Raw genomic sequence first — 19,980 nt, forward strand, 5'->3', positions numbered from 1 at the left:
GTTCGTGCTGGCCTCTTCCCGGCTAAAGCCAGTCCCACTGACTGACCGCGCGCACATTGTGGGACCGGCTTTAGCCGGGAAGGCGTCGGATGTCACGCCGCGAAATCGCGAGTGTTCGCGCTGGTCTCTTCCCGGCTAAAGCCAGTCCCACTGACTGACCGCGCGCACATTGTAGGACCGGCTTTAGCCGGGAAGAGGCCGGGGTGTGCGCCATCAGTTTTCCTTCTTGATGTATCCCTCAACCACCGCCGAAAAGTCCTTGCCGCCATCGCCGCGCAGGCTCATTGCCTGATACAGCTGCTGCGCCAGCGCGCCCATAATCACGGGTTGGCGGGCGGCCTTGGCAGCCTCGGTTGCCAGGCCCAGGTCCTTGAGCATCAGCTCCGCGCCAAACCCTCCGGTGTAGCCGCGCGACGCCGGGGCGGTTTCCACGACGCCGGGCCACGGGTTGTACATTTCCGAGCTCCAGCAGCGCCCGGTCGAGCTGTTGATGATGGTCGCCAGCACGCCGGTGTCGATGCCCAGGCTGTTGCCCAGTGCCATGGCTTCTGCCACGCCGATCATGGAAATGCCCAACAGCATGTTGTTGCAGATCTTCGCGATCTGACCGGTGCCGACGTCGCCGCAATGGACGATGTTGCGGCCCATCTGCGCGAGGACCGGCTTGAGCACCGTGAAGTGTTCAACACTCGCACCGACCATAAACGTCAGCGTCCCGGCCTGCGCCCCGCCAGTGCCGCCCGACACCGGCGCGTCGCCCACCATCACGCCCTGTTTCGCCGCTGCCGCCGCCACATCGCGGATGGTCTGTGGATCAATCGTGCTGCAATCCACCGCCGGCACCCCTGCGCTGATGCCCGCCAGCACGCCGTCGTCATTCAGGTACACCGCGCGAACATGAGCCGCCGCCGGGAGCATGGTGATGACCAGGTCGGCACCCTGAGCAGCATGTTTGGGCGACTCACTGATGCGGCTGCCCAATTCGGCCAGCTCGGCCAAGACCTGTTGGTTGACGTCGAACAAATGCAACTGATGCCCGGCACGGATCAGGTTCCGCGCCATCGGCGCACCCATGTTGCCCAGACCGATGAATGCGATTTTCATGGTTGTTCTCCTTGTTCAAAACTCAGCTCAAACCAACTGACGGAATACGATCTTTGTAGGAGCGCGCTTGCCCGCGATGGCGTCATGTCTCTCAACCCACCCGTCACAGGCAGATCGTTTTCACGGGCAAGCGCGCTCCTAAAACAGGGCGTCGAACTCAACGCAAATTGATCGTCGTATTCACCCCGTCATTCACGCTGTCGTCATCGAACCAGCGGCTGGTAACGGTCTTGGTCTGAGTGTAGAACTGCACCACCTGTTTGCCGTACGGCCCCAGGTCCCCCAGCTTCGAACCACGTGAGCCGGTGAAGCTGAAGAACGGCACCGGCACCGGAATCGGGATGTTGATGCCGACCTGCCCCACGTCGATTTCGCTCTGAAATTTGCGCGCCGCCGCACCGCTCTGGGTGAACAGCCCGACGCCGTTGCCGAACGGGTTGGCGTTGACCAGCGCGATGGCCTGATCCAGCGTGTCGACTTCCAGCACCACGAGCACCGGCCCGAAGATTTCCTGAGTGTAGATCTGCATTTCAGTAGTCACGCCCGTGAACAGCGTCGGCCCGACGAAGTTGCCTTCCTCAAAACCCGCCACCGTGATGTCGCGCCCGTCCAGCTCGAGGGTGGCGCCTTCCCGAACGCCGCTTTCAATCAAATCAAGAATTCGCTGCTTCGCGCGCTTCGAAATCACCGGGCCGACATCGGTCCCTGCCTCGCTTCCCGCATTCACCTTGAGCTGCTGCGCCAGCGCTTTCAGATCGGGAATCCACTGCTTCGACGCGCCGACCATCACCACCGCCGACGTCGCCATGCAGCGCTGACCCGCGGCACCGAAACCGGCACCGACCAGCGCGTTGAGGGTTTGTTCGCGATTGGCATCCGGCAGCACGACGGCATGGTTCTTAGCGCCCATCATCGACTGCACGCGCTTGCCATGTTTGCCCGCCAGGTCGTAAACGTGAGTGCCTACCGCCGTAGAGCCGACGAAGGAGACCGCCTTGATGTCTTTGTGGGTGCAGATCCCGTCGACCACCTCTTTGCCGCCGTGCACGACGTTGAGCACGCCCGCCGGCACGCCGGCCTCGACCGCCAGTTCCACCAGCAGCATGGTCGACATCGGGTCCTGCTCGGACGGTTTGAGCACGAAGGTGTTGCCGCAGGCGATGGCCATCGGGAACATCCACAGCGGGATCATCGCCGGGAAGTTGAAAGGCGTGATGCCTGCGCAGACGCCGATGGGCTGACGCAGCGTGTAGGTGTCAACGCCACCGGCCACGTTTTCGGCGAATTCGCCCATCTGCAAGGTGCCGATGGAGCACGCGTGCTCGACCACTTCCAGGCCGCGGAAGATATCGCCCTCGGCGTCCGCAATCGTCTTGCCCTGTTCGGCGCTGAGCACGACGGCGATGCGTTTGGAGTGTTCGCGGATCAGCGCCTGCAACTTGAGCATGATGCGCATGCGGGCGCCAATCGGCGTGTGCCGCCAAGTGGTGAACGCCTTCTGCGCGGCGGCGACAGCGGCATCGACCTCAGCGGCCGTCGCGAACGGCACGTGGGCCAGCACTTCCTGCGTGGCAGGGTTCACCACGTCCAGCCATTCGGTGGTTTGCGACTCAACCCATTCACCACCGATCAGCAGCTTCACGCGGGCCACGGTGGTGTTGTTTTTGTTCAGCGACACGTTCATTGCCCATTGCTCCATTCAAGGCAGCGCGCCGGCGTGGGCGCGCTGAAAAAAGTCGATTTCAGGCCGCGCGATGGCGAGGGGGATCACGCTTCATCAGCGCGGTGCAGACCAGTGCGACCAGCGCCATGCCGATCAGGTACGCGATCACGTAGCGCGGACTGCCGCCGCCCATGGCCAGCAATTGCGTGGCGATCATCGGCGCAAATCCGCCGCCCAGAACACCCGCCAACTGCACCGAGACGGAGATGCCGCTGTATCGAATTTCCGCCGGAAACTGCCGGGCGAACAACAGGGATTCCGGCGCATACAGGATCGGGAAGACCACGCCTACTGCCAGCACCATCGCCCACCACACCATCTGCGGTTCGCGGGTGCCAAGCATGGCGAAGAAGGGATAAACGAACGCGCAGAGCAGCAGAAGCCCGGCGAAATACAGACGTTTCTGACCGACCTTGTCGGACAGGTGCCCACACAGCGGCATGGTCACCAGAGAAAGCGCAGCGCCGGCGGTGATCGCGCTCAGCACGTCAGCGCGGGGGATGAGCAACTGATTGGCGGCGTACGCCAACGCGAAGGTCACCGACATGTAGAACCAGGCGTTCTCGGCAGTGCGCGCGCCGATGATGGTCAGGGTTTCTTTCGGATGGTCGCGGAAGACTTTGAACAGCGGCACTTTGACGGCGATGTTGTCTTTCTTGAGCTTCTCGAAATCGGGCGACTCCGGGACTTTCAGGCGAATCAGCCAGCCCACGCCCAACAGCACGACGCTGGCGAGAAACGGAATCCGCCAGCCCCAACTGAGCATGTCGGCCTCCGGCAATTTGGCGACCATGCCCATGGCCAACGAGGCCAGCACCAGCCCTGCCCCAACGCCGGTTTGCGGCAGGCTGCCGTAGAAACCTTTACGGCCTTCGGGCGCATGTTCGACCGCCATCAACACCGCCCCGCCCCATTCACCGCCGACGGCCATGCCCTGCAGAAACCGCATCGCTACGAGCAGCACCGCGGCCCAGTAGCCAATCTGTTCGTAGGTGGGAATCAGGCCGATGATGATGGTCGGAATGCCCATCAGCATCAGGGTAAACAAGAGCATGGACTTGCGCCCGATCTTGTCGCCGAAATGGCCGAACACGATGCCGCCCAGCGGCCGGCCGAGAAAGCCCACGGCGTAGGTGGCGAACGCCGCCAGCACCCCGATGATCGGGTCCAGTGCAGGGAAAAAAATCTTGTTGAAGATCAGGGCGGCAGCCGTGCCGTAGAGGAAAAAGTCGTACCACTCGATGGTCGTGCCAGCCATGCTCGCCGCGCCGGCAAGCCGGTAGGATCGGGCGTTTTTCACGGGGCTGGCATCGAGTGCGCCAGCGTCCGCCGTAATAGCGTTCTTCATAAACTCCTCCGCTTATTTATTGTTGTGCAGGGTGTTATGGCGTGTGTTTTCTGGATGTATTTGAACCTGGAACTCGTCCTCGCTGGATCACTGACTCCGTAGGAGCCGGCTTGCTGGCGAACCGCGTTGTGTCATCAAACATCGCTGTCGCTGACCCGACGTGTTCGTCAGCAAGCCGGCTCCAGGTTTCGCGTACGTCGCAGATTTCGCAGTTGGCGTAGATCAACTGTAGGAGCGCGCTTGCCCGCGAACTCGGTTAATCATCCACCGCAGCAGCGCCGGGTAGAATGCTTTCGCCAGCAAGCCGGCTCCTACATGCTGTGTCGTTGCCGGGGCTGCAGCGGTTGGATCCAGCCGCGCTTCGGAGTATAGATGTGCAAACTTCTAATAAGAACGCACATAAAAGCAGGTTCAACATGCAAAAAAACATCACGTCCCTGAGCGCGCTGAACTGGGACGACCTGAAGTTTTTTCTCGAAGTGGCGCGCACGCGCAAGGCCAGTTCTGCGGCCAAACGCCTCGCGGTGGACTACACAACGGTGTCGCGCCGAATCAGCTCGCTAGAGACGTCACTGGGCACGCTGCTGTTCGAGAAATCCCGCAACAACGGGTTCATCCTCACGGCGGAAGGCCAACGATTGCTCGGCGCGGCGGAGTCCATCGAAAGCACGCTGCATATTGCCTGCGAGCAGGTTTCCGGCTCCGGCGTCGCGTTGTCGGGGCATGTGCGCATGGGTTGCACAGAAGGCTTCGGCAGCTTCTTCATCACCCCGCAACTCAGTCACTTCACCGACACGTATCCCGCTATTTCGGTGGACATCCTGCCGCTGCCGCATTTCATCAGCCTGTCCAAGCGCGAGGCGGACATCGTCATCGCGCTGGAGCGTCCGGAGCACGGGCCTTACGTGTGCTGCAAGTTGTGCGACTACAGCCTGAGGCTCTACGCCACCCAGGATTATCTCGACAACCACGCGCCGATCCACAAGACCGAAGACCTTGCCGACCACCCGTTCATCAGCTACGTCGACGACCTGGCCTTCAGCTCCGAATTGCTCTACCTCAGCAACCTCCTCCCCGGCGCCCACGCCACCCTGCGCAGCACCAGCGTCATCGCCCAATACGTCGCCGCGCTGCAGGGCCGAGCGCTGGCGATTCTGCCGTGCTTTCTGGCGGCGCAAGATGCTCGACTGCTGCCGGTGCTGGAGAGCGAGGTGGATATCACGAGGCAGTTCTGGATGTACTGCCGGGAGGATTTGAGGAAGCTCAAGCGGATTACGTTGTTGTGGGATTACATCCGCGAGGCGACCGAGCGCAATCAGGGGTTTCTGTTGGGCAAGACAGATCGGATGGCGTTTGTGGATTGAATGCTAAGTCGGCGGCAGATTGGGGTGCTCGGCGCAACGCGATCTGTAGGAGTGAGCTTGCTCGCGAATGCAATGTTTCCACCGACAAATTTGTTGAAGCTGTACCAACGTATTCGCGGGCAAGCGCGCTCCTACACAGGTCCGACCGTCCGCTCTGCCCCTCCCCGCCATAGTTCAGAAATCTCTGAACTATGCATTTGAGCTTTCCTATTCTTTCCGTTCATCGGCCGAATCTAAGATCGGCCCCAATAAAGGAGCCCGTCCATTAGAGACCCGGCCCGAAGATTGCCTTTTCTGATGTGACTGCCGCTGTACCCGTCTAGGCCTGGGCCGTGGCGGAGCCCTGTCTTGGGTGGCACGTCAGCCGCACGACGCAATCTTTGAGGACGCTCGATGAAACTGGAAATCTTCCGCACGCTCTGGGGCTACCGCGCCAGCAAGGCCCAGGCGCTGGATGAGCTGCTGGAAGCCGGGTTCGACGGCATGGAAGCACGTCTGCCGCTGACGCCTGTGGAGCGCGCGGAATTCGGTGCCTTCCTGCGCGCCAATCACGTGCCTTACATCGCCACCGTGTTCACCGCCTACGACGTCCTCCCGGAACAATCAGCGACCACAGCAGAACACCTCACCGATCTGGAGCAGAAGCTCGCCTGGTCAACCGAGCTGGCGCCGCGCTTCGTCAACGTGCTGGCCGGCAATGACCGCTGGCAATTGCCGCAGCAGGTGGACTTCTTTGGTCAGGCGCTGGAGGTGGCGCGCAAGCATGGCCAGACAGTGGCCTTCGAAACCCACCGCGCCCGCTCGCTGTTCAATCCGTGGGTCACCCTTGAGCTGATCCGCCAACTGCCCGATCTACGTTTCACCAGCGACATCAGCCACTGGATCGTCACTTGCGAGCGTTTGCTCGATGACCCGGAAGACGACCTGAGCGCATTCGTCGAGCGCGTTCATCACATTCAGGCCCGGGTCGGTTACGACCAGGGTCCGCAAGTCCCCCATCCCGCTGCCCCCGAGTACGCCCGAGAGCTGGCATTCCATCAGCAGCACTGGGAAGCCGTGTGGAAATCCCAGCAGGCACGCGGTTATCAGGTCAGCACAATGACGCCCGAATTCGGCGCCGACGGCTATCTGCATCATCTGCCCTTCACCAATGTACCGGTGGCCGATCTCTGGTCGCTGAACGTGTGGATGGGCCAGACCGAACGCGAACATTTCCAGCGCTTCAACCACACAACAAGCCGATAAGGAGCGTTTCGTCATGCCAGATCCGTCGCACGCGGCAGCCCCGAAGGTCGCCAATTTCAGCAGCATCCCGGTGGTCGATATCGCCGAGCTGTTCAGCCCCGACATCGCCCTGCGTCAGGCCGTCGCTGACGAACTGGGCAAGGCGGCGCGGGAAGTGGGTTTTCTGTACGTCAGGAATCACGGCATCGCGCCGTCGTTGATCGACGGTCTGCGTCAAGCGGCCAAGGACCTGTTCGCCCAACCCCTCGACTACAAAATGCAGCATTACATCGGCACTTCGCGAAGCCACAAAGGCTTCGTGCCCGAGGGCGAAGAGGTGTACGCCAAGGGCAAGCCAGACCATAAAGAGGCCTTCGATATCGGTTTTGAAGTGGGCGATGACGACCCGCTGGTGATCGCCAAAACCCCGCTGATCGGCGCCAACGAATGGCCTGACCTGCCCGGTTTTCGCCCTGCGGTGGAAGCGTATTACGCGGCGGTGTTTGCCTTGGGCCGCCGTCTGTTCGACGGCTTCGCGCTGGCGCTGGGCCTGGAGGAAGGCTACTTCGAGGCGATGGTCACCCGCCCGCCCTCCAAGCTGCGTCTGATTCATTACCCGTTCGACGGCGCCGCGCAGGATGCGCCCGGAATTGGTGCGCACACCGATTACGAGTGCTTCACCATGCTGCTGGCCGACAAACCCGGGCTGGAAGTGATGAACAACCTTGGGCAGTGGATCGACGCGCCGCCGGTAGACGGCGCGTTTGTGGTCAACATCGGCGACATGCTGGAGGTCATGACCGCTGGTACGTTCGTTGCTACGGCTCACCGGGTACGCACGGTCAGCGAGGAGCGCTATTCGTTTCCGCTGTTCTTCGCTTGCGACTTCCACACCCAGATCAAGCCCCTTGCGCAGTTCGACAAGGGCACTGCCGACTACGAAGAAATCACCATCGGCGAGCACATGTTTGGTCAGGCATTGCAGACCTACCAATACCTGCGGCGCAAGGTCGAGAACGGCGAACTCAAGCTGTACGAAAAGGCGCGCAAGCCGTCGAGCTTCGGCCATTTGAAGAGCCAGACACAGGACCCATCGTGATGCGATGCGTCCCCCTGTTCCACCCGAATACTCAACACACCCAGCCCTACCTTTCTGACGTGGAGTCGCCGACGATGCGCAACACTTTGAACACTGCTGTCAGCTTGACCGTGCTTACCTCTGCCGTGCTCGGCGCATCCCTCGTTGCTGCAACCGCCGCGCAGGCTGCCACCACGGTGACGCCCGGGCAGTTCAAGGTCGGTATGGAGATCACCTACCCGCCGTTCGAGTCCTATGACGAGAAGAAGAACGTCGTCGGTGCCGACCCTGACCTGTCGCGCCTGCTCGCCAAGCACATGGACCTCAAAGCGGAGTTTGTCGACACCAAGTTCTCCAGCCTGATCCTTAGCCTTAATGCCGGGCACTACGACGCGATCATTTCGGGCATGTACATCACACCGGAGCGCCAGACCCAGGCCCAGACCATCCCCTACGCCGTAACGGGCGCGGCAATCATGGTGCTCAAGGACAGTCCGCTCAAACCCAAGGTGCCGGAAGATCTGTGCGGGCTGAAAGTCGGGCTGGAAAAAGGCACCACGTGGGTCACCCAGTTCAACAAGCTTTCCGCCGAATACTGCGTGCCGAAGGGCAAAGGCCCGGTCGCCGTCAGCGAATTTCCGTCTGCACCGGAAGTCACCCAGGCGCTGCTGTCGGGCAACGTTCAGGCGCAAGTGGAGATCGACGGCGCCGCCGGCATGATCGCCGAACGCACCAAGGGCCGCGTGGTGGTCAGCACTGAGCATTCCATCTATCAGCAGACGCTTGGCATCTACGTGAAGAAGGGCAATGACGAGCTGTATCAGGCGCTGCTCAAAGCTTTCGACGAGACGAAAAAATCCGGTGAATACGCGGCGCTGTTGAAGAAATACAACCTGGAAGAGCCCGCAAACTGACGGCTTGATGCTTCATCCCGTGTAGGAGTGAGCTTGCTCGCGATTGGTCGTACCAGACGATGAAGGTGTGTCGGCTGTACCGAAGTCATCGCGAGCAAGCTCACTCCTACAGGGATCGTGTTTGATAAGAGAATCCCGCCGGGCCCCGCCCTGCTGAGGTGTGTATGCAATTCGAATGGTCCTACTTTTTTTCTCTGTTCTCGGTCGCTGACTTCTGGGAATCCTGCATCACCGTGATCGAGCTCAGCGCGCTGGGCTGGTTCATCGGCATGCTGCTGGGTTTCCTGCTGGCCTCGGCCAAGCTGTCGACCGCGCGCTGGATCAGCGTTCCGGCGTCGATTTATATCTGGTTCTTCCGCAGTGTTCCGCTGCTGGTGCTGGTGGTGTTTACCTACAACCTGCCGCAGATGTTTCCGGTCACCCGTGACGTCCTTTCCAACCCCTTCTATTCCGGCCTTCTCGCGCTGGTGGTCACGGAAGCGGCGTACATGGCGGAGATTCACCGCGGCGGCCTGATCTCCGTCGCGAAAGGCCAGAAAGAAGCCGGCCGCGCCCTGGGCGTCGGGCTGATCGGCATGCAGCGTCTGATCGTCATCCCCCAGGCATTTCGTATCTCCCTGCCAACGCTGGTGAATGAATACATCACCGTGGTGAAACTGACCTCGCTGGTGTCAGTGATTTCCCTCACCGAACTGCTGACCGTGGGCCAGCGTCTCTATGCGCAGAACTTCCTGGTGATGGAAACGCTGTCCGCCGTCGCGGTGTATTACGTGATGATCGTGACGGTGTTCGGCTGGCTGTTTCACTGGCTGGAGCAGCACCTTGAGCTGAGCAATCGCAAGCCGCAGACCCTCGACGACACTGCCCTGACTCACCTGCGCGCCAGCCTGGTCGCGCAGCCCGCGGTAGTACGCCAGCCGACAACAGGACCGGGGTCGGCGCCAGCGCTACAACTGGTCAACATCCACAAAAGCTACGGGCAACATGAAGTGCTCAAGGGGATCAACCTGGAGGTGGACGCCGGTCAGGTGATTTCCATCATCGGTCCATCAGGTTCGGGCAAGACCTCGCTCATTCGCACCATCAACAGCCTGGAGACCATCGACAAGGGCGAGATCATCCTGTTTGGCGAAGGCTACATTCACGCCGGCGACAACCCCAACGCGCCGCAGATTCGCCGTGGCGTGCAGCGCATCGGCATGGTGTTTCAGAACTTCAACCTGTTCCCCCACCGCACCATTCTCGACAACGTGACCCTCGCGCCGCGTTATCACGGCCGCGACCGCGACGTCAGCGAGCAGCGTGCCTACGCCCTGCTCGACAAGGTCGGGCTGCTGGCCCACGCGCACAAATACCCGCATCAGCTCTCCGGCGGTCAGCAACAGCGCGTGGCGATTGCCCGAGCGCTGGCGATGGACCCGCAGATCATGCTCTTCGACGAGCCGACTTCTGCGCTTGACCCGGAGCTGGTGGGCGACGTGCTGAAGGTCATCGCCGAGCTGGCGAAGGAAGGCATGACGATGCTCATCGTGACCCATGAGATGGACTTCGCCCTGTCGATTTCCGACCGGGTGATCTTCATGGAAAACGGCATCGTACAGGTCGACGCCGCGCCGCAGACGATTCTTGCCGATCAGTGCGGCGAGCGTGTGCGCAGGTTCATGGGGCTGGATCACGCCGTTACGCAACAAGCGCCGACGCTCAAAGAGGCGTGAGCCTCACAACCCCAACATCAACCCGCTCAGGCGCTTGACCTTGCGCCGCAGGGCTTCTTCAAACACGCCCTGACGCGGCTCGATCAGGCTGAACCAGTGCTTGGCCCGGGTGATGCCGGTGTAGATCAACTCCTTGGTCAGCACCGGGTTCAACGCCTCGGGTAGGATCAAGGCCGTGTGTGCGAACTCCGACCCCTGGGACTTGTGCACTGTCATCGCGTATACCGTTTCCACGTCATTGAGCCGACTGGGCAGCACAAAACGCACGCCGCCGCTGCCGTCGTTACGCGGGAACGCAACACGCAGCGCCTGACGGTTCTCCTCGACCGGCCCCTCGGGGAGACGCAAGGCAATGCCAATGTCGCCGTTCATCAAACCCAGCCCGTAGTCGTTGCGCGTCATCAACACCGGGCGCCCCTCGTACCACTGATGATCACTCTCGATCAGCCCGGCGCTGAACAGCGTTTCCGTGATCCGTCGATTCAACCCTTCCACGCCCCACGGCCCTTTGCGCACCGCACATAGCAGCTGGAACTCATCGAACGCATTCAAGACATGCCGCGCCCACTCGACGCTGCGCGGGTCTTCGATCTGCGTCAGGTCTTGCGGCCGCTGCGCGTGCATCACGCCCAGATAATGGCGGTAACCCTGCGGACCGTCGCCGTGACCGTCGAGCAAAAGCCGTGACAGCGCACGGTCCTGCTCACCTTTGAGCACCAGGGAAAACAAATCCGGGTACTGGCGAGCCGCGAGCAACGCGCGCGCGTCCTTGTCCTGCTGCTGATTGACCAGCTTGGCCAACTGACCGATGCCGCTCCCAGCCACGAAACGCCGGGAGTGGCGCAGCATCACCACTTGCTGAGCCAACGCGTGATGCTGATCGTCGCCGTGCTGCAAACCGCTTCCGGAAAGATCCTCGCCGCTGACCGATTCAAGCCACGCCTGGGTTTGCGGGCTGTACATGCCCGCCTCCGCGTCACGGCACAGATCGCCCAGCACCGCGCCGGCCTCAACCGACGCCAGTTGATCCTTGTCGCCCAGCAACACCATCCGCGCGTGGGGCGGCAGCGCATCGAGCAGATTCGCCATCATTTCCAGGTCGATCATCGAAGCCTCATCGACCACCAGCACGTCCAGCGGCAGCGGGTTGCCCGCGTGATGACGAAAATGCCGTGTGCCCGGACGGCTGCCCAGCAAACGGTGAACCGTCGTGACTTCGCTGGGGATTTTCTGCCGCACGTCTTCCGGCACTTGCAGCGACTGCACCTGATGACTGATCGACTCGGTCAGACGTGCCGCGGCCTTGCCGGTCGGCGCCGCCAGACGAATGCGCAGCGGCTTGCCGCGTTCAACCGCTGGCGATTGCAGCAGCGCCAGCAAACGCACGACCGTGGTGGTTTTGCCCGTGCCGGGGCCGCCGGTGATGATGCTGAACGCGCCTCGTGTCGCCAGCGCACAGGCCAGCTTTTGCCAGTCGATCAATGCGTCAGGCGCGTGATTGGCCGGGCCGAACAGCGCATCCAGACGTTGGGGCAAATCGCTGAACCCCGTTTCCACCTGAGCCAGTCGACGACGCAACGCCGCATCGATCCGCCGTTCATAGGTCCAGTACCGGCGCAGGTACAGGCGCCGATCGGATAAAACCAACGGCCTCTGCGCCGCCGCTTCGCTGACATCCCCAGCGTGAGCAACCAGCGCGCTCGCTTCCAGCGCCTTGCACCACGTTGCGCCGTCCAGCGATTTAAGCAGCGAGGACGGCAACAGCATCGGCGTCGACAACACATCACCCTCCGGCGGCAGCGACAGGGCGAAATCCGGCTCTTTCAGGGTTTCGTAGAGGTCCAGGCAGACGTGGCCATGCCCCAACTGGTGACTGGTCAACGTGGCCGCCAACAACACCAACGAGTCGGCCGCGGGATCAAGGTCAGCCAGAAACGCCACGAAGGCCTTGTCCAGCGCACGCAGCCAGCCGCGCTCGACCCAGCGCTGCAGCAACAGCAGCAAATCCTCCACGCGGCTGAGGGGTTTCAGGTCGGCCAGGCTGTCGGCGTCCAGCGCCGTGGGCATCAAGTGAGCGAAGGTGCGATTCATACGAGGTCTCCTGACAGCACGTCTTCCGTGATCGGCGCCCGGCCCTGAAACAGCAGATCGAGACGTTCGATCAACTCACGGGGCGGCCGGGTGAACCACGCCCCCTGACTCGCCGCGCGGCTGCCGCGCACGAACAGGTACACCGCGCCGCCCATGTGCCGGTCGTAATCGTAATCAGCGAGACGTGCTTTGAGCTGACGGTGCAAGGCAAGCAGATAGAGCACGTATTGCAGGTCGTAGCGGTTGTCCAGAATCGAGTTTTCCATCGCCTGCTCGGTGTAGGCATCGTCGTCGACGCCCAGCCAGTTGGATTTGTAGTCGGCAACGAAGTAACGACCTTCGTGCTCGAACGTCAGGTCGATGAAGCCCTTGAACATGCCGTTCAGCGAAACCGTTTCTGCCGCCGCGCGAGGCGCGCCGTTGTGGGTGTAGCGGCGCACCAGCGCGTCCATCTGCGCCACATCGACCTTCGAGCAGGCGAACCAGAATTCCATTTCGACGCGGTACTGGTTCGGCTGATCCAGCTCGCACAAGGCCATGGGCTGCATCTCTGTGCCCAGACGAAGCGGCAGGGTCAGCAGATGTTGCAGCCAGTCGGTCAGCGTGTTGATCCAGCCTTTCCAGTCTCGACGGTTGCAGCGTTGGGCGACGACTTTCTCCAGCGACAGCGGATCAGCCGCCGCTTCGGCAAAGCCCTTCTCGCCCGCCCATTCCAGCAAGCCGTGCAGAAAGGTGCCGGGATTCGGACCACGCGGGAATCGATGGATATCGCCGCCGCTGACCATGACCTCTCGCGGCGCATCCGGGTCGAGACGCTCATCGTCGAACAGCTTCTGCGCTTGCGGGCTGTCCGGCGACTGATCGCCGCTGTCGGTGATGGTGTCGCCGATGCGCAGCGCGCTATAGGACGCAATCCACCAGTTCTCCCGTGCGCTGCGCCGGGGCACGCGCGGCTTGCTCAACGCGACCTCGTTGCGCGGCGCGCTGAAGGACTCTGTGGTGGGTAACGGAACGGGTTCCACCTGCACGGCCGGGTGGTTGTCTGCCAAGGATCGCAGCCATTGGCCCAATCCCACTGACTCAGCTAGCTTCTGCCCGCCGCCAAGCAAGTAGCCCAGCGCCGAACGGTGCACTATCGAAGCGTTGTTACTGCCGCGCTTGAGATCGGCAACGCCCAGCCAGCACGCATGTTGAGCGCGGGTCAGGGCCACATACAGCAGGCGCAGGTCCTCTGCCAGACGCTCGTCGTCCGCCTGTTCGATCAGCGCAGGCGTGGGTTTTAGGCTGATCTGCGCGTGGCCGGCGGCGTCGTGGAAGTGCAGCGGCAATCGGCTGCCGTCAACCGGCTTCGTCGAACAGATGAAGGGCAGGAACACCAGCGGGTATTCCAGGCCTTTGGATTTGTGGATGGTCACCACTTTGACCAGCTGCTCATCGCTTTCGAGGCGCAGGATCTGTTCTTCCCCCGCTTGGCCGGACAAAGCCAGATGCTCGCTCAGATGACGAATCAGCGCCTGCTCGCCATCCAGCTCGGCGGCGGCCTGCTGCATCAGTTCGCTCAGGTGCAGCAGGTTGGTCAGTACGCGTTCGCCATCGGTTCGCTGAACCAGAGCCTGGGGCAATTTGAAGTCGTGCAGCAACCGCCGCAGCATCGGCAGCACGCCTTGGGTGCGCCAGATGCGTCGGTAATCGCGGAACTGCATGACGCGGTTTTCCCACGCCAGTTCGTCCTGATTCAGCAGCTCAAGTTCGGCCAGCGGCAACGCGAGGGTGATGCAGGCCAAGGCCGCGCGCAGGGTTCGCTCGGCGTCAGGCTCCGCGCAGGCCTTGAGCCAAGCGAGCAAATCATGGGCTTCCTGAGCGGCGAATACCGAGTCCTTGTCCGAGAGGTACACACTGCGCACGCCACGGGCCGACAACTCGCCTCGCACCGCCTGCGCTTCTTTGCCGTCACGCACCAGAATCGCGATGTCGGCGGGCAGCAGCTTTTTCAGCGGCTCGCCTGCTTTGGCAAAGCCCGCTTGCCCTTGTTGACCGGCGTTGAGCAAACGCACGATCTCACTGGCACAGCTCGCCGCCAGTTGCGCTCGATACACCGTGCCCGACACCGGCTGATCGGTTTCCAGCTGCCAGACGTTGAGCGCCGCAAGCATCTCACCGTCGACCTGCAACGTCTCTTTACGCCCCTGAGACCCCACTGCCAGAAACGGCACGGGATTGTCCTCAGGCGTGCGGAACAAGAACGCACCGCGGCCGGCCTCGCTCGTTTCGGCGCGCGTGAACACGTGGTTCACCGCATCGACCATCGCGTGGCTGGAACGGAAGTTGGTGCCCAGCGTGTGCAAGCGCCCGGTGGTGGCCTGACGGGCGCGCAGGTAGGTGTAGATGTCGGCACCACGGAACGCGTAGATCGCCTGCTTCGGGTCGCCGATGAGGAACAGCCCGGTGCTTTCGTCATTGGCTTCAAGCCGATAGATGCTGTCGAAAATGCGGTACTGCACCGGGTCGGTGTCTTGGAACTCATCGATCAGCGCGACCGGAAACTGCTCGCGGATCAGGGTCGCCAGGCGCTCGCCACCGCTGCCTCGCAACGCAGCGTCCAGCCGCAGCAGCATGTCGTCGAAACCCATTTCCGCACGGCGCCGCTTCTCTTCTTCAAAGCGGGCACCGACCCATTGCGCAGCGTGTTCGAGCACCGCCGCATCGGGCGTTGGCAGCGTGTCCAGCGCAACCTTGAGCTCAACCATCGCCTCGAACGCGGGGTGCGATGGCGGATTGTTCTTCCACGCTTCGGCAATGCCGTCGGGCGTCAGCCGGGTGAAACCGGTGCCAAGGTCGAGTTGCTCCTGCTCGTCGTCATTGGCCCAGGCAATCAGCTTGTCAAACCAGGGCCTGAAATAACGTTCCTGCATTTTGCGGCCATCGACCACTTTGCACGCCACGCCGTCGATGCAGATCGCATGCAGCTCGGCGGCCCAGTTGGCCCAGGGCGCCTTGAGCTGGCGGAGGGTTTCGCGCCGCTCCTGAATCGACTGCTCGATGATCTGCGTCGGACTTTGCGTCACGCCTGCCCGCTCACTGCCGAACAACGCGCGCACCCTTGGCAGCAACGCCGCAGGGCCACCCCAGTTGTCGCGCACCCAAAGCAGCGCGTCACCGTTCATGGGGTAGCAGAACTTGCGCCAGTAATCGCGTAGTACTTCGCTGAGCAAATCGGTGTGATCGGTTTCCAGGCTCTGGGTAAACAGGCTACCGCTGTCGAAGGCGTGCTCGCGCAGCATGCGTTGGCACCAGCTGTGAATCGTCGACACTGCCGCCTCATCCATCCACTGTGCCGCGATGTCGAGACGACTGGCGCAGCCGGGCCATTGCTCAACCGCGAACTCGTTCCGCAGACCAGCGATCAACGCATCGGGCGCTTCGATTTCTTCACGGAAGAACCGTGCGGCTTCGGCCAGTCGCGTCCGAATACGGTCGCGCAGCTCCTTGGTCGCTGCGTCGGTGAACGTCACCACCAGAATCTGCGGCGGCAACAGCTCACGGCCGAAACCCGAGTCCTCGCTGCCATGCCCCAACACCAGACGCAGGTACAGCGCCGAGATGGTGAACGTCTTGCCGGTGCCAGCGCTGGCTTCAATCAGCTGGCTGCCTTTGAGCGGGAAGCGAAGCGCCAGGGGTTGTTGTGCATCAGTCATGCGCCAGCCTCCTCGCGAGAAAGTGCCTGCCAGGGCGCTTCAAAAATCGGTTTGTATAACGCCTCGCACCAACCCACGAATTCCTCGCTGCCCAGCAACGCATCGAAGTCCGGGAACTGGCGCGCCAGGGCAGTGCTTTCGGCACGCTCGCCCTTGCTGTTCTGGCCATCGCCTTCATAGGCCTTGCGCGCGGCAGCTTCAGCTTTGATTTCATCGTTCTGGCCCAGCCAGGCAAATGCCGTCTTCACCGCGATCGGCAGTGGTCGTTGCATGCCTTGATGCCAGGCCAGCAACAGATCATTCAACGTCCGCGTGGCGGTGTCTTTGTCCAGCGGCGGCAGCAAAAGGGTTTCGTCGCTGGCCACCAGCGCAGTAGTCAACGGCAGATCGCACGCGCAGGCGACCAGATGGTTTACCCACGGCTTGGTCAGACGGTGCCACTTGCGCGTCTTCTTGCTGGCGATGGCATTGGGGATAGCGGTGATCGCCAGTAATTCATTCTGAGGGTTCTGATAAAGCCCATCGACCCAGCCGTCTAGCTCGACGCCCTGGTGCTGATAACTGACCGGCAGCGCGCTGTGCAGCCGCACCGGCCAGCGAATCAGCAACTCGTGGTAGCGGGCAACGAGGTCGGGCAGCGGTTCGATCAGTTCATCCTGCAGCAACGCTCCAAACCCGGCCATCGGCAACAAGCCGCTGCCCTGCAAGCGCGTCGCTTGAGCATGGAGCGATTCGTGAATGTGCTCGGGGTCAGTGAGCGCCGCCTGCAACAGGCTGTCGCTAAGGCCATAGCGCTCGAGCGCGTCGAGCACGAAAGGCTCCTCGTCCGCCAATGGCGCTTCGGCAACCTCGAAGAATATCTTCAAGCGCTGACTGAAGAAGTGCTTGACCGGATTGCGCAGAAAATCCTGTAACTGCATCAGGCTCAAGGGTTCTTCCTGCTGGTGCTTTTGCAGCGATTTTGTTTCACCTGCTTCGGCGACGGCCTCGTGCAGCACCTGCCATTCGCGGGCAAAGCTGAAGAACTCCGGGTTCTCCTGGAAGTATTTGGCACTGAAAGGCTGCAGCGGATGTTCAACGGTGAGTTTGTGCAGCAACTGCTGACCCGGATCACGTTTTTTATCGTCCTCGGGCTCGATGGCTTCGGCCAGCCGCCAACCACTGGACAGATGATCGCGCAACTGCCCGATGAGCACCGAAGCCGGCCGCTCGGAATTGTCGCGAATGCTACGCCCCACCCAACTGATGTACAGCTGATCACGGGCGGACAGCAGCGCTTCGAGCAAGAGATAACGATCATCCTCGCGCCGGGAACGGTCGCCGGGTCGGTAGTCGCTGCCCATCAGATCGAAATCCAGCGGCGGTTGCGCGCGCGGGTAATCGCCGTCATTCATGCCCAGCAAACAGACGATCTTGAACGGAATGGCGCGCATCGGCATCAGCGTGCAGAAGTTGACCGAACCAGCCAGAAAACGCTGGGACAATCGGCCCTGATCCAGCCCGGCCAGCCAGGCTTCACGCACGACCGTCAATGGCAGCTCTTCTTCCAGGGCAACGGTCTCGCAGGTCTGCAGCCAGGTTTCGCGCAGGGTTTCCAGCTGACTGAGCAGGTAGTCGTCGTGCTCACTGTCGGCCATGAAGAACAGCTGCATGACCGCTTGAAGGCGCGCGCCCCACATCGCAGGCGTGGCGGGCTGGGAGAGTTCGTTGTGCGCGACCTGAAGCGCGTCGATCAGGGACACCAGCGGGCCAATCAGGGCCGCATCCAGTCCGCCGATTTCGTCATACGGTTGAATGCCCTCGTAGGCCGCACCCGCACCGACGGCGTAACCCAGCAACATTCGACGCAATCCAAAATGCCAGCTGTTCTGCTCAAGCTGTTCAGGCAGACCCAGCCCTTCACGCTGTAACGAGTTGAGGCCCCATCGCACACCCGCGCCCTCAATCCAGCGGTGCAGGGTTGGCAGGTCACGCTCATCAATGCCGAACCGCGCACGCAATGCGGGAACGTCCAACAGATCGAGGATTTCACTGACAGGGAATCGACTGTCCGGAATCTTCAGCAAGTGCTCGACGGCGATCAGCAGCGGATCACGGCCACGCTGGCCCTGATCTGCGAGGGTGAAGGGGATAAAACGGCGATCGTCACGATCCAGTTGGCCAAACACTGCGCGAATGTGGGGGGCGTAGCTGTCGATGTCCGGCACCATGACGATGACGTCCCGCGGACGAAGGTCAGGATCCTTACTGAAACGCGCGAGCAGTTGATCGTGCAGCACCTCAACTTCGCGCTGGGCACTGTGGGCAACATGAAAGCGAATCGAGCGATCGCTCTTTATGTCTACGAGCGGCCAGACTTGGCGGGTCTCGCTCAAAGGGCGCAGCTCAAGGATATCGTCCTGAAGCTGATTCAGGAGGGTCGTGGGCTCACTCTCGCTGAACAAGTCGATGCGCCCGTCGCGAAAGATCGACCGGTAGCTGTTGGGGTCGTCATGACTGTCGAGCAAATTGATGTAATCGCGACCCTGCTTGCCCCACGCAGCCAACAACGGATGAGCATGCTGGTGCAGTGCATCAGGGTTTAGCACCACTGGCATGCCGGGTTTTCGCGATTGACGTTTGTATTCGTGACGCAGGAGATCCTTGTCAGCCACGATGTCTGCCCAGTGATGGCGGCAAGGGTTGTGAACGCAAAGCAGAACCTGGCTGAAACGGGCCAGCCCGGCAAGCGCCTCCAGTGCCTGGGCTGGCAATGAGGAGATTCCGAAAACGATCACTCGCGCCGGTAAACCGGCCGGTGCCTCGACCAGGCTATTGATGCGCTCGATGTAACGCTGATGCACGCCAGCCCGGCTCTGGGCCATGCCCTCTGCACCGACATCATGGAGCAGCGCACGCCACAGTTCGGCTTGCCAGCAGTTCTCTGCTTTCAGCGGCTTTGCCTCTCCCCTGCCGGTCCTGAGTTGATGCCTGCCAGCGGCCCAATCTTCCAACCAGTCGGCGCGGTACACCTGATATTGGTCGAAGAGGTCAGCAAGACGCTCGGACAACTGGTAACGCTTGCGCAGGTCGGTGTCAGCCGTCAGGAACCGCTGCAGCGGCTCGAAGTGCGGTTGATTGATCAGGCCCGGGAGCAACCGCATCAAACGCCAGGTCAGCGGAGCTTTATCCAGCAACGAGGTTTCCGGAATCTCGGCCTTGCCCAGCACCGCGCGATACAGCTGCCACATGAAGCTGCCAGGTAGCTGAACATCAATCGCAGCGGCGATGCCGCAACCACCTTGATCATCGTCCTGCGCATCTTCTGCCAAAGCGAGCTTCAGCCACTGAGCAATACCGTTGCTCTGTACCAGCGCCACTTCGTTCTCGAGTGGAGTGAGGGGGTAACGCCGCATCCATGACACTACAAGGCCACGCAGCTCATCCAGGCGATTCCCATGGACCACCATAAACCCGGGGTTGAGATTGGATGTCACCGGCATAGCTGCGTCCCTTGGTCTTTCAAAAGAGGGAGAAGACTAACAGAGGGAGAGGTTTGGTTAACGGTCGATCTTGTTGCGTCGGACGCCAACCCGCACTTGGGGGCTGACGAGTTGCGCAGAAGTGGTTGCCAGTTTTTTCGCGCACAAAAAACAAAACCCCATCTGCTTACGCAAATGGGGTTTTGGAATTTAATCTTGACGATGACCTACTCTCACATGGGGAAACCCCACACTACCATCGG

At 61.6% G+C, this 19,980-nt stretch carries 11 protein-coding genes; 5 read left to right on the forward strand and 6 right to left on the reverse strand.

The window, feature by feature from the left end:
• Nucleotides 1-213 precede the first annotated feature (213 nt).
• The 3 genes from mmsB to BMY98_RS07115 all read right to left on the reverse strand — a co-directional run bounded on the left by mmsB (nucleotide 214) and on the right by BMY98_RS07115 (nucleotide 4,175).
• Nucleotides 214-1,104 carry a 3-hydroxyisobutyrate dehydrogenase gene (gene mmsB, locus BMY98_RS07105; protein WP_074886616.1) on the reverse strand — a complete coding sequence of 297 codons (891 nt, stop codon included), beginning with the start codon at nucleotides 1,102-1,104 and terminating at the stop codon, nucleotides 214-216.
• Nucleotides 1,105-1,261: 157 nt separating this feature from the next.
• Nucleotides 1,262-2,788, reverse strand: a complete 1,527-nt coding sequence (locus BMY98_RS07110; protein WP_074886618.1) for a CoA-acylating methylmalonate-semialdehyde dehydrogenase — start codon at nucleotides 2,786-2,788, stop codon at nucleotides 1,262-1,264.
• A 58-nt stretch (nucleotides 2,789-2,846) separates the two neighbouring features.
• Nucleotides 2,847-4,175 carry an MFS transporter gene (locus tag BMY98_RS07115; RefSeq protein WP_074886621.1) on the reverse strand — a complete coding sequence of 443 codons (1,329 nt, stop codon included), beginning with the start codon at nucleotides 4,173-4,175 and terminating at the stop codon, nucleotides 2,847-2,849.
• A 416-nt stretch (nucleotides 4,176-4,591) separates the two neighbouring features.
• On the opposite strand from BMY98_RS07115, the gene BMY98_RS07120 reads away from it, so the two are divergent.
• The 5 genes from BMY98_RS07120 to BMY98_RS07140 all read left to right on the forward strand — a co-directional run bounded on the left by BMY98_RS07120 (nucleotide 4,592) and on the right by BMY98_RS07140 (nucleotide 10,470).
• The gene (locus BMY98_RS07120) at nucleotides 4,592-5,539 is read left to right on the forward strand and encodes a LysR family transcriptional regulator (protein WP_074886624.1); all 948 of its coding nucleotides are present in this window, start codon (nucleotides 4,592-4,594) and stop codon (nucleotides 5,537-5,539) included.
• 393 nt (nucleotides 5,540-5,932) lie between these two features.
• Nucleotides 5,933-6,784: a sugar phosphate isomerase/epimerase family protein gene (locus BMY98_RS07125; RefSeq protein ID WP_074886627.1), complete on the forward strand. Its 852-nt coding sequence runs from the start codon at nucleotides 5,933-5,935 to the stop codon at nucleotides 6,782-6,784.
• A gap of 13 nt (nucleotides 6,785-6,797) precedes the next feature.
• Complete coding sequence (locus BMY98_RS07130) at nucleotides 6,798-7,862, forward strand: isopenicillin N synthase family dioxygenase (RefSeq protein WP_074886630.1); 1,065 nt, start codon at nucleotides 6,798-6,800, stop codon at nucleotides 7,860-7,862.
• A gap of 74 nt (nucleotides 7,863-7,936) precedes the next feature.
• Complete coding sequence (locus BMY98_RS07135; RefSeq protein ID WP_074886633.1) at nucleotides 7,937-8,755, forward strand: ABC transporter substrate-binding protein; 819 nt, start codon at nucleotides 7,937-7,939, stop codon at nucleotides 8,753-8,755.
• Between the two features lie 164 nt (nucleotides 8,756-8,919).
• The gene (locus BMY98_RS07140; protein ID WP_074886636.1) at nucleotides 8,920-10,470 is read left to right on the forward strand and encodes an amino acid ABC transporter permease/ATP-binding protein; all 1,551 of its coding nucleotides are present in this window, start codon (nucleotides 8,920-8,922) and stop codon (nucleotides 10,468-10,470) included.
• 3 nt (nucleotides 10,471-10,473) lie between these two features.
• Here the strand turns inward: BMY98_RS07140 and recD are convergent, their stop codons facing one another.
• The 3 genes from recD to recC are packed head-to-tail and all read right to left on the reverse strand — an operon-like array spanning nucleotide 10,474 to nucleotide 19,738.
• A complete protein-coding gene (gene recD / locus BMY98_RS07145; protein ID WP_074886639.1) occupies nucleotides 10,474-12,561 on the reverse strand; it encodes an exodeoxyribonuclease V subunit alpha in 2,088 nt (695 codons plus the stop codon).
• On the reverse strand, nucleotides 12,558-16,256 hold the full coding sequence (recB, locus tag BMY98_RS07150; RefSeq protein WP_074886642.1) for an exodeoxyribonuclease V subunit beta: 3,699 nt from the start codon (nucleotides 16,254-16,256) through the stop codon (nucleotides 12,558-12,560). The genes recD and recB overlap by 4 nt, the downstream gene beginning before the upstream one ends.
• Nucleotides 16,253-19,738: an exodeoxyribonuclease V subunit gamma gene (recC, locus tag BMY98_RS07155; protein ID WP_074886644.1), complete on the reverse strand. Its 3,486-nt coding sequence runs from the start codon at nucleotides 19,736-19,738 to the stop codon at nucleotides 16,253-16,255. Before recC ends, recB begins: the two co-directional genes overlap by 4 nt.
• Nucleotides 19,739-19,980: the final 242 nt, after the last annotated feature.

Origin of the sequence: Pseudomonas graminis, assembly GCF_900111735.1 — a bacterium.
Taxonomy (GTDB): domain Bacteria; phylum Pseudomonadota; class Gammaproteobacteria; order Pseudomonadales; family Pseudomonadaceae; genus Aquipseudomonas; species Aquipseudomonas graminis.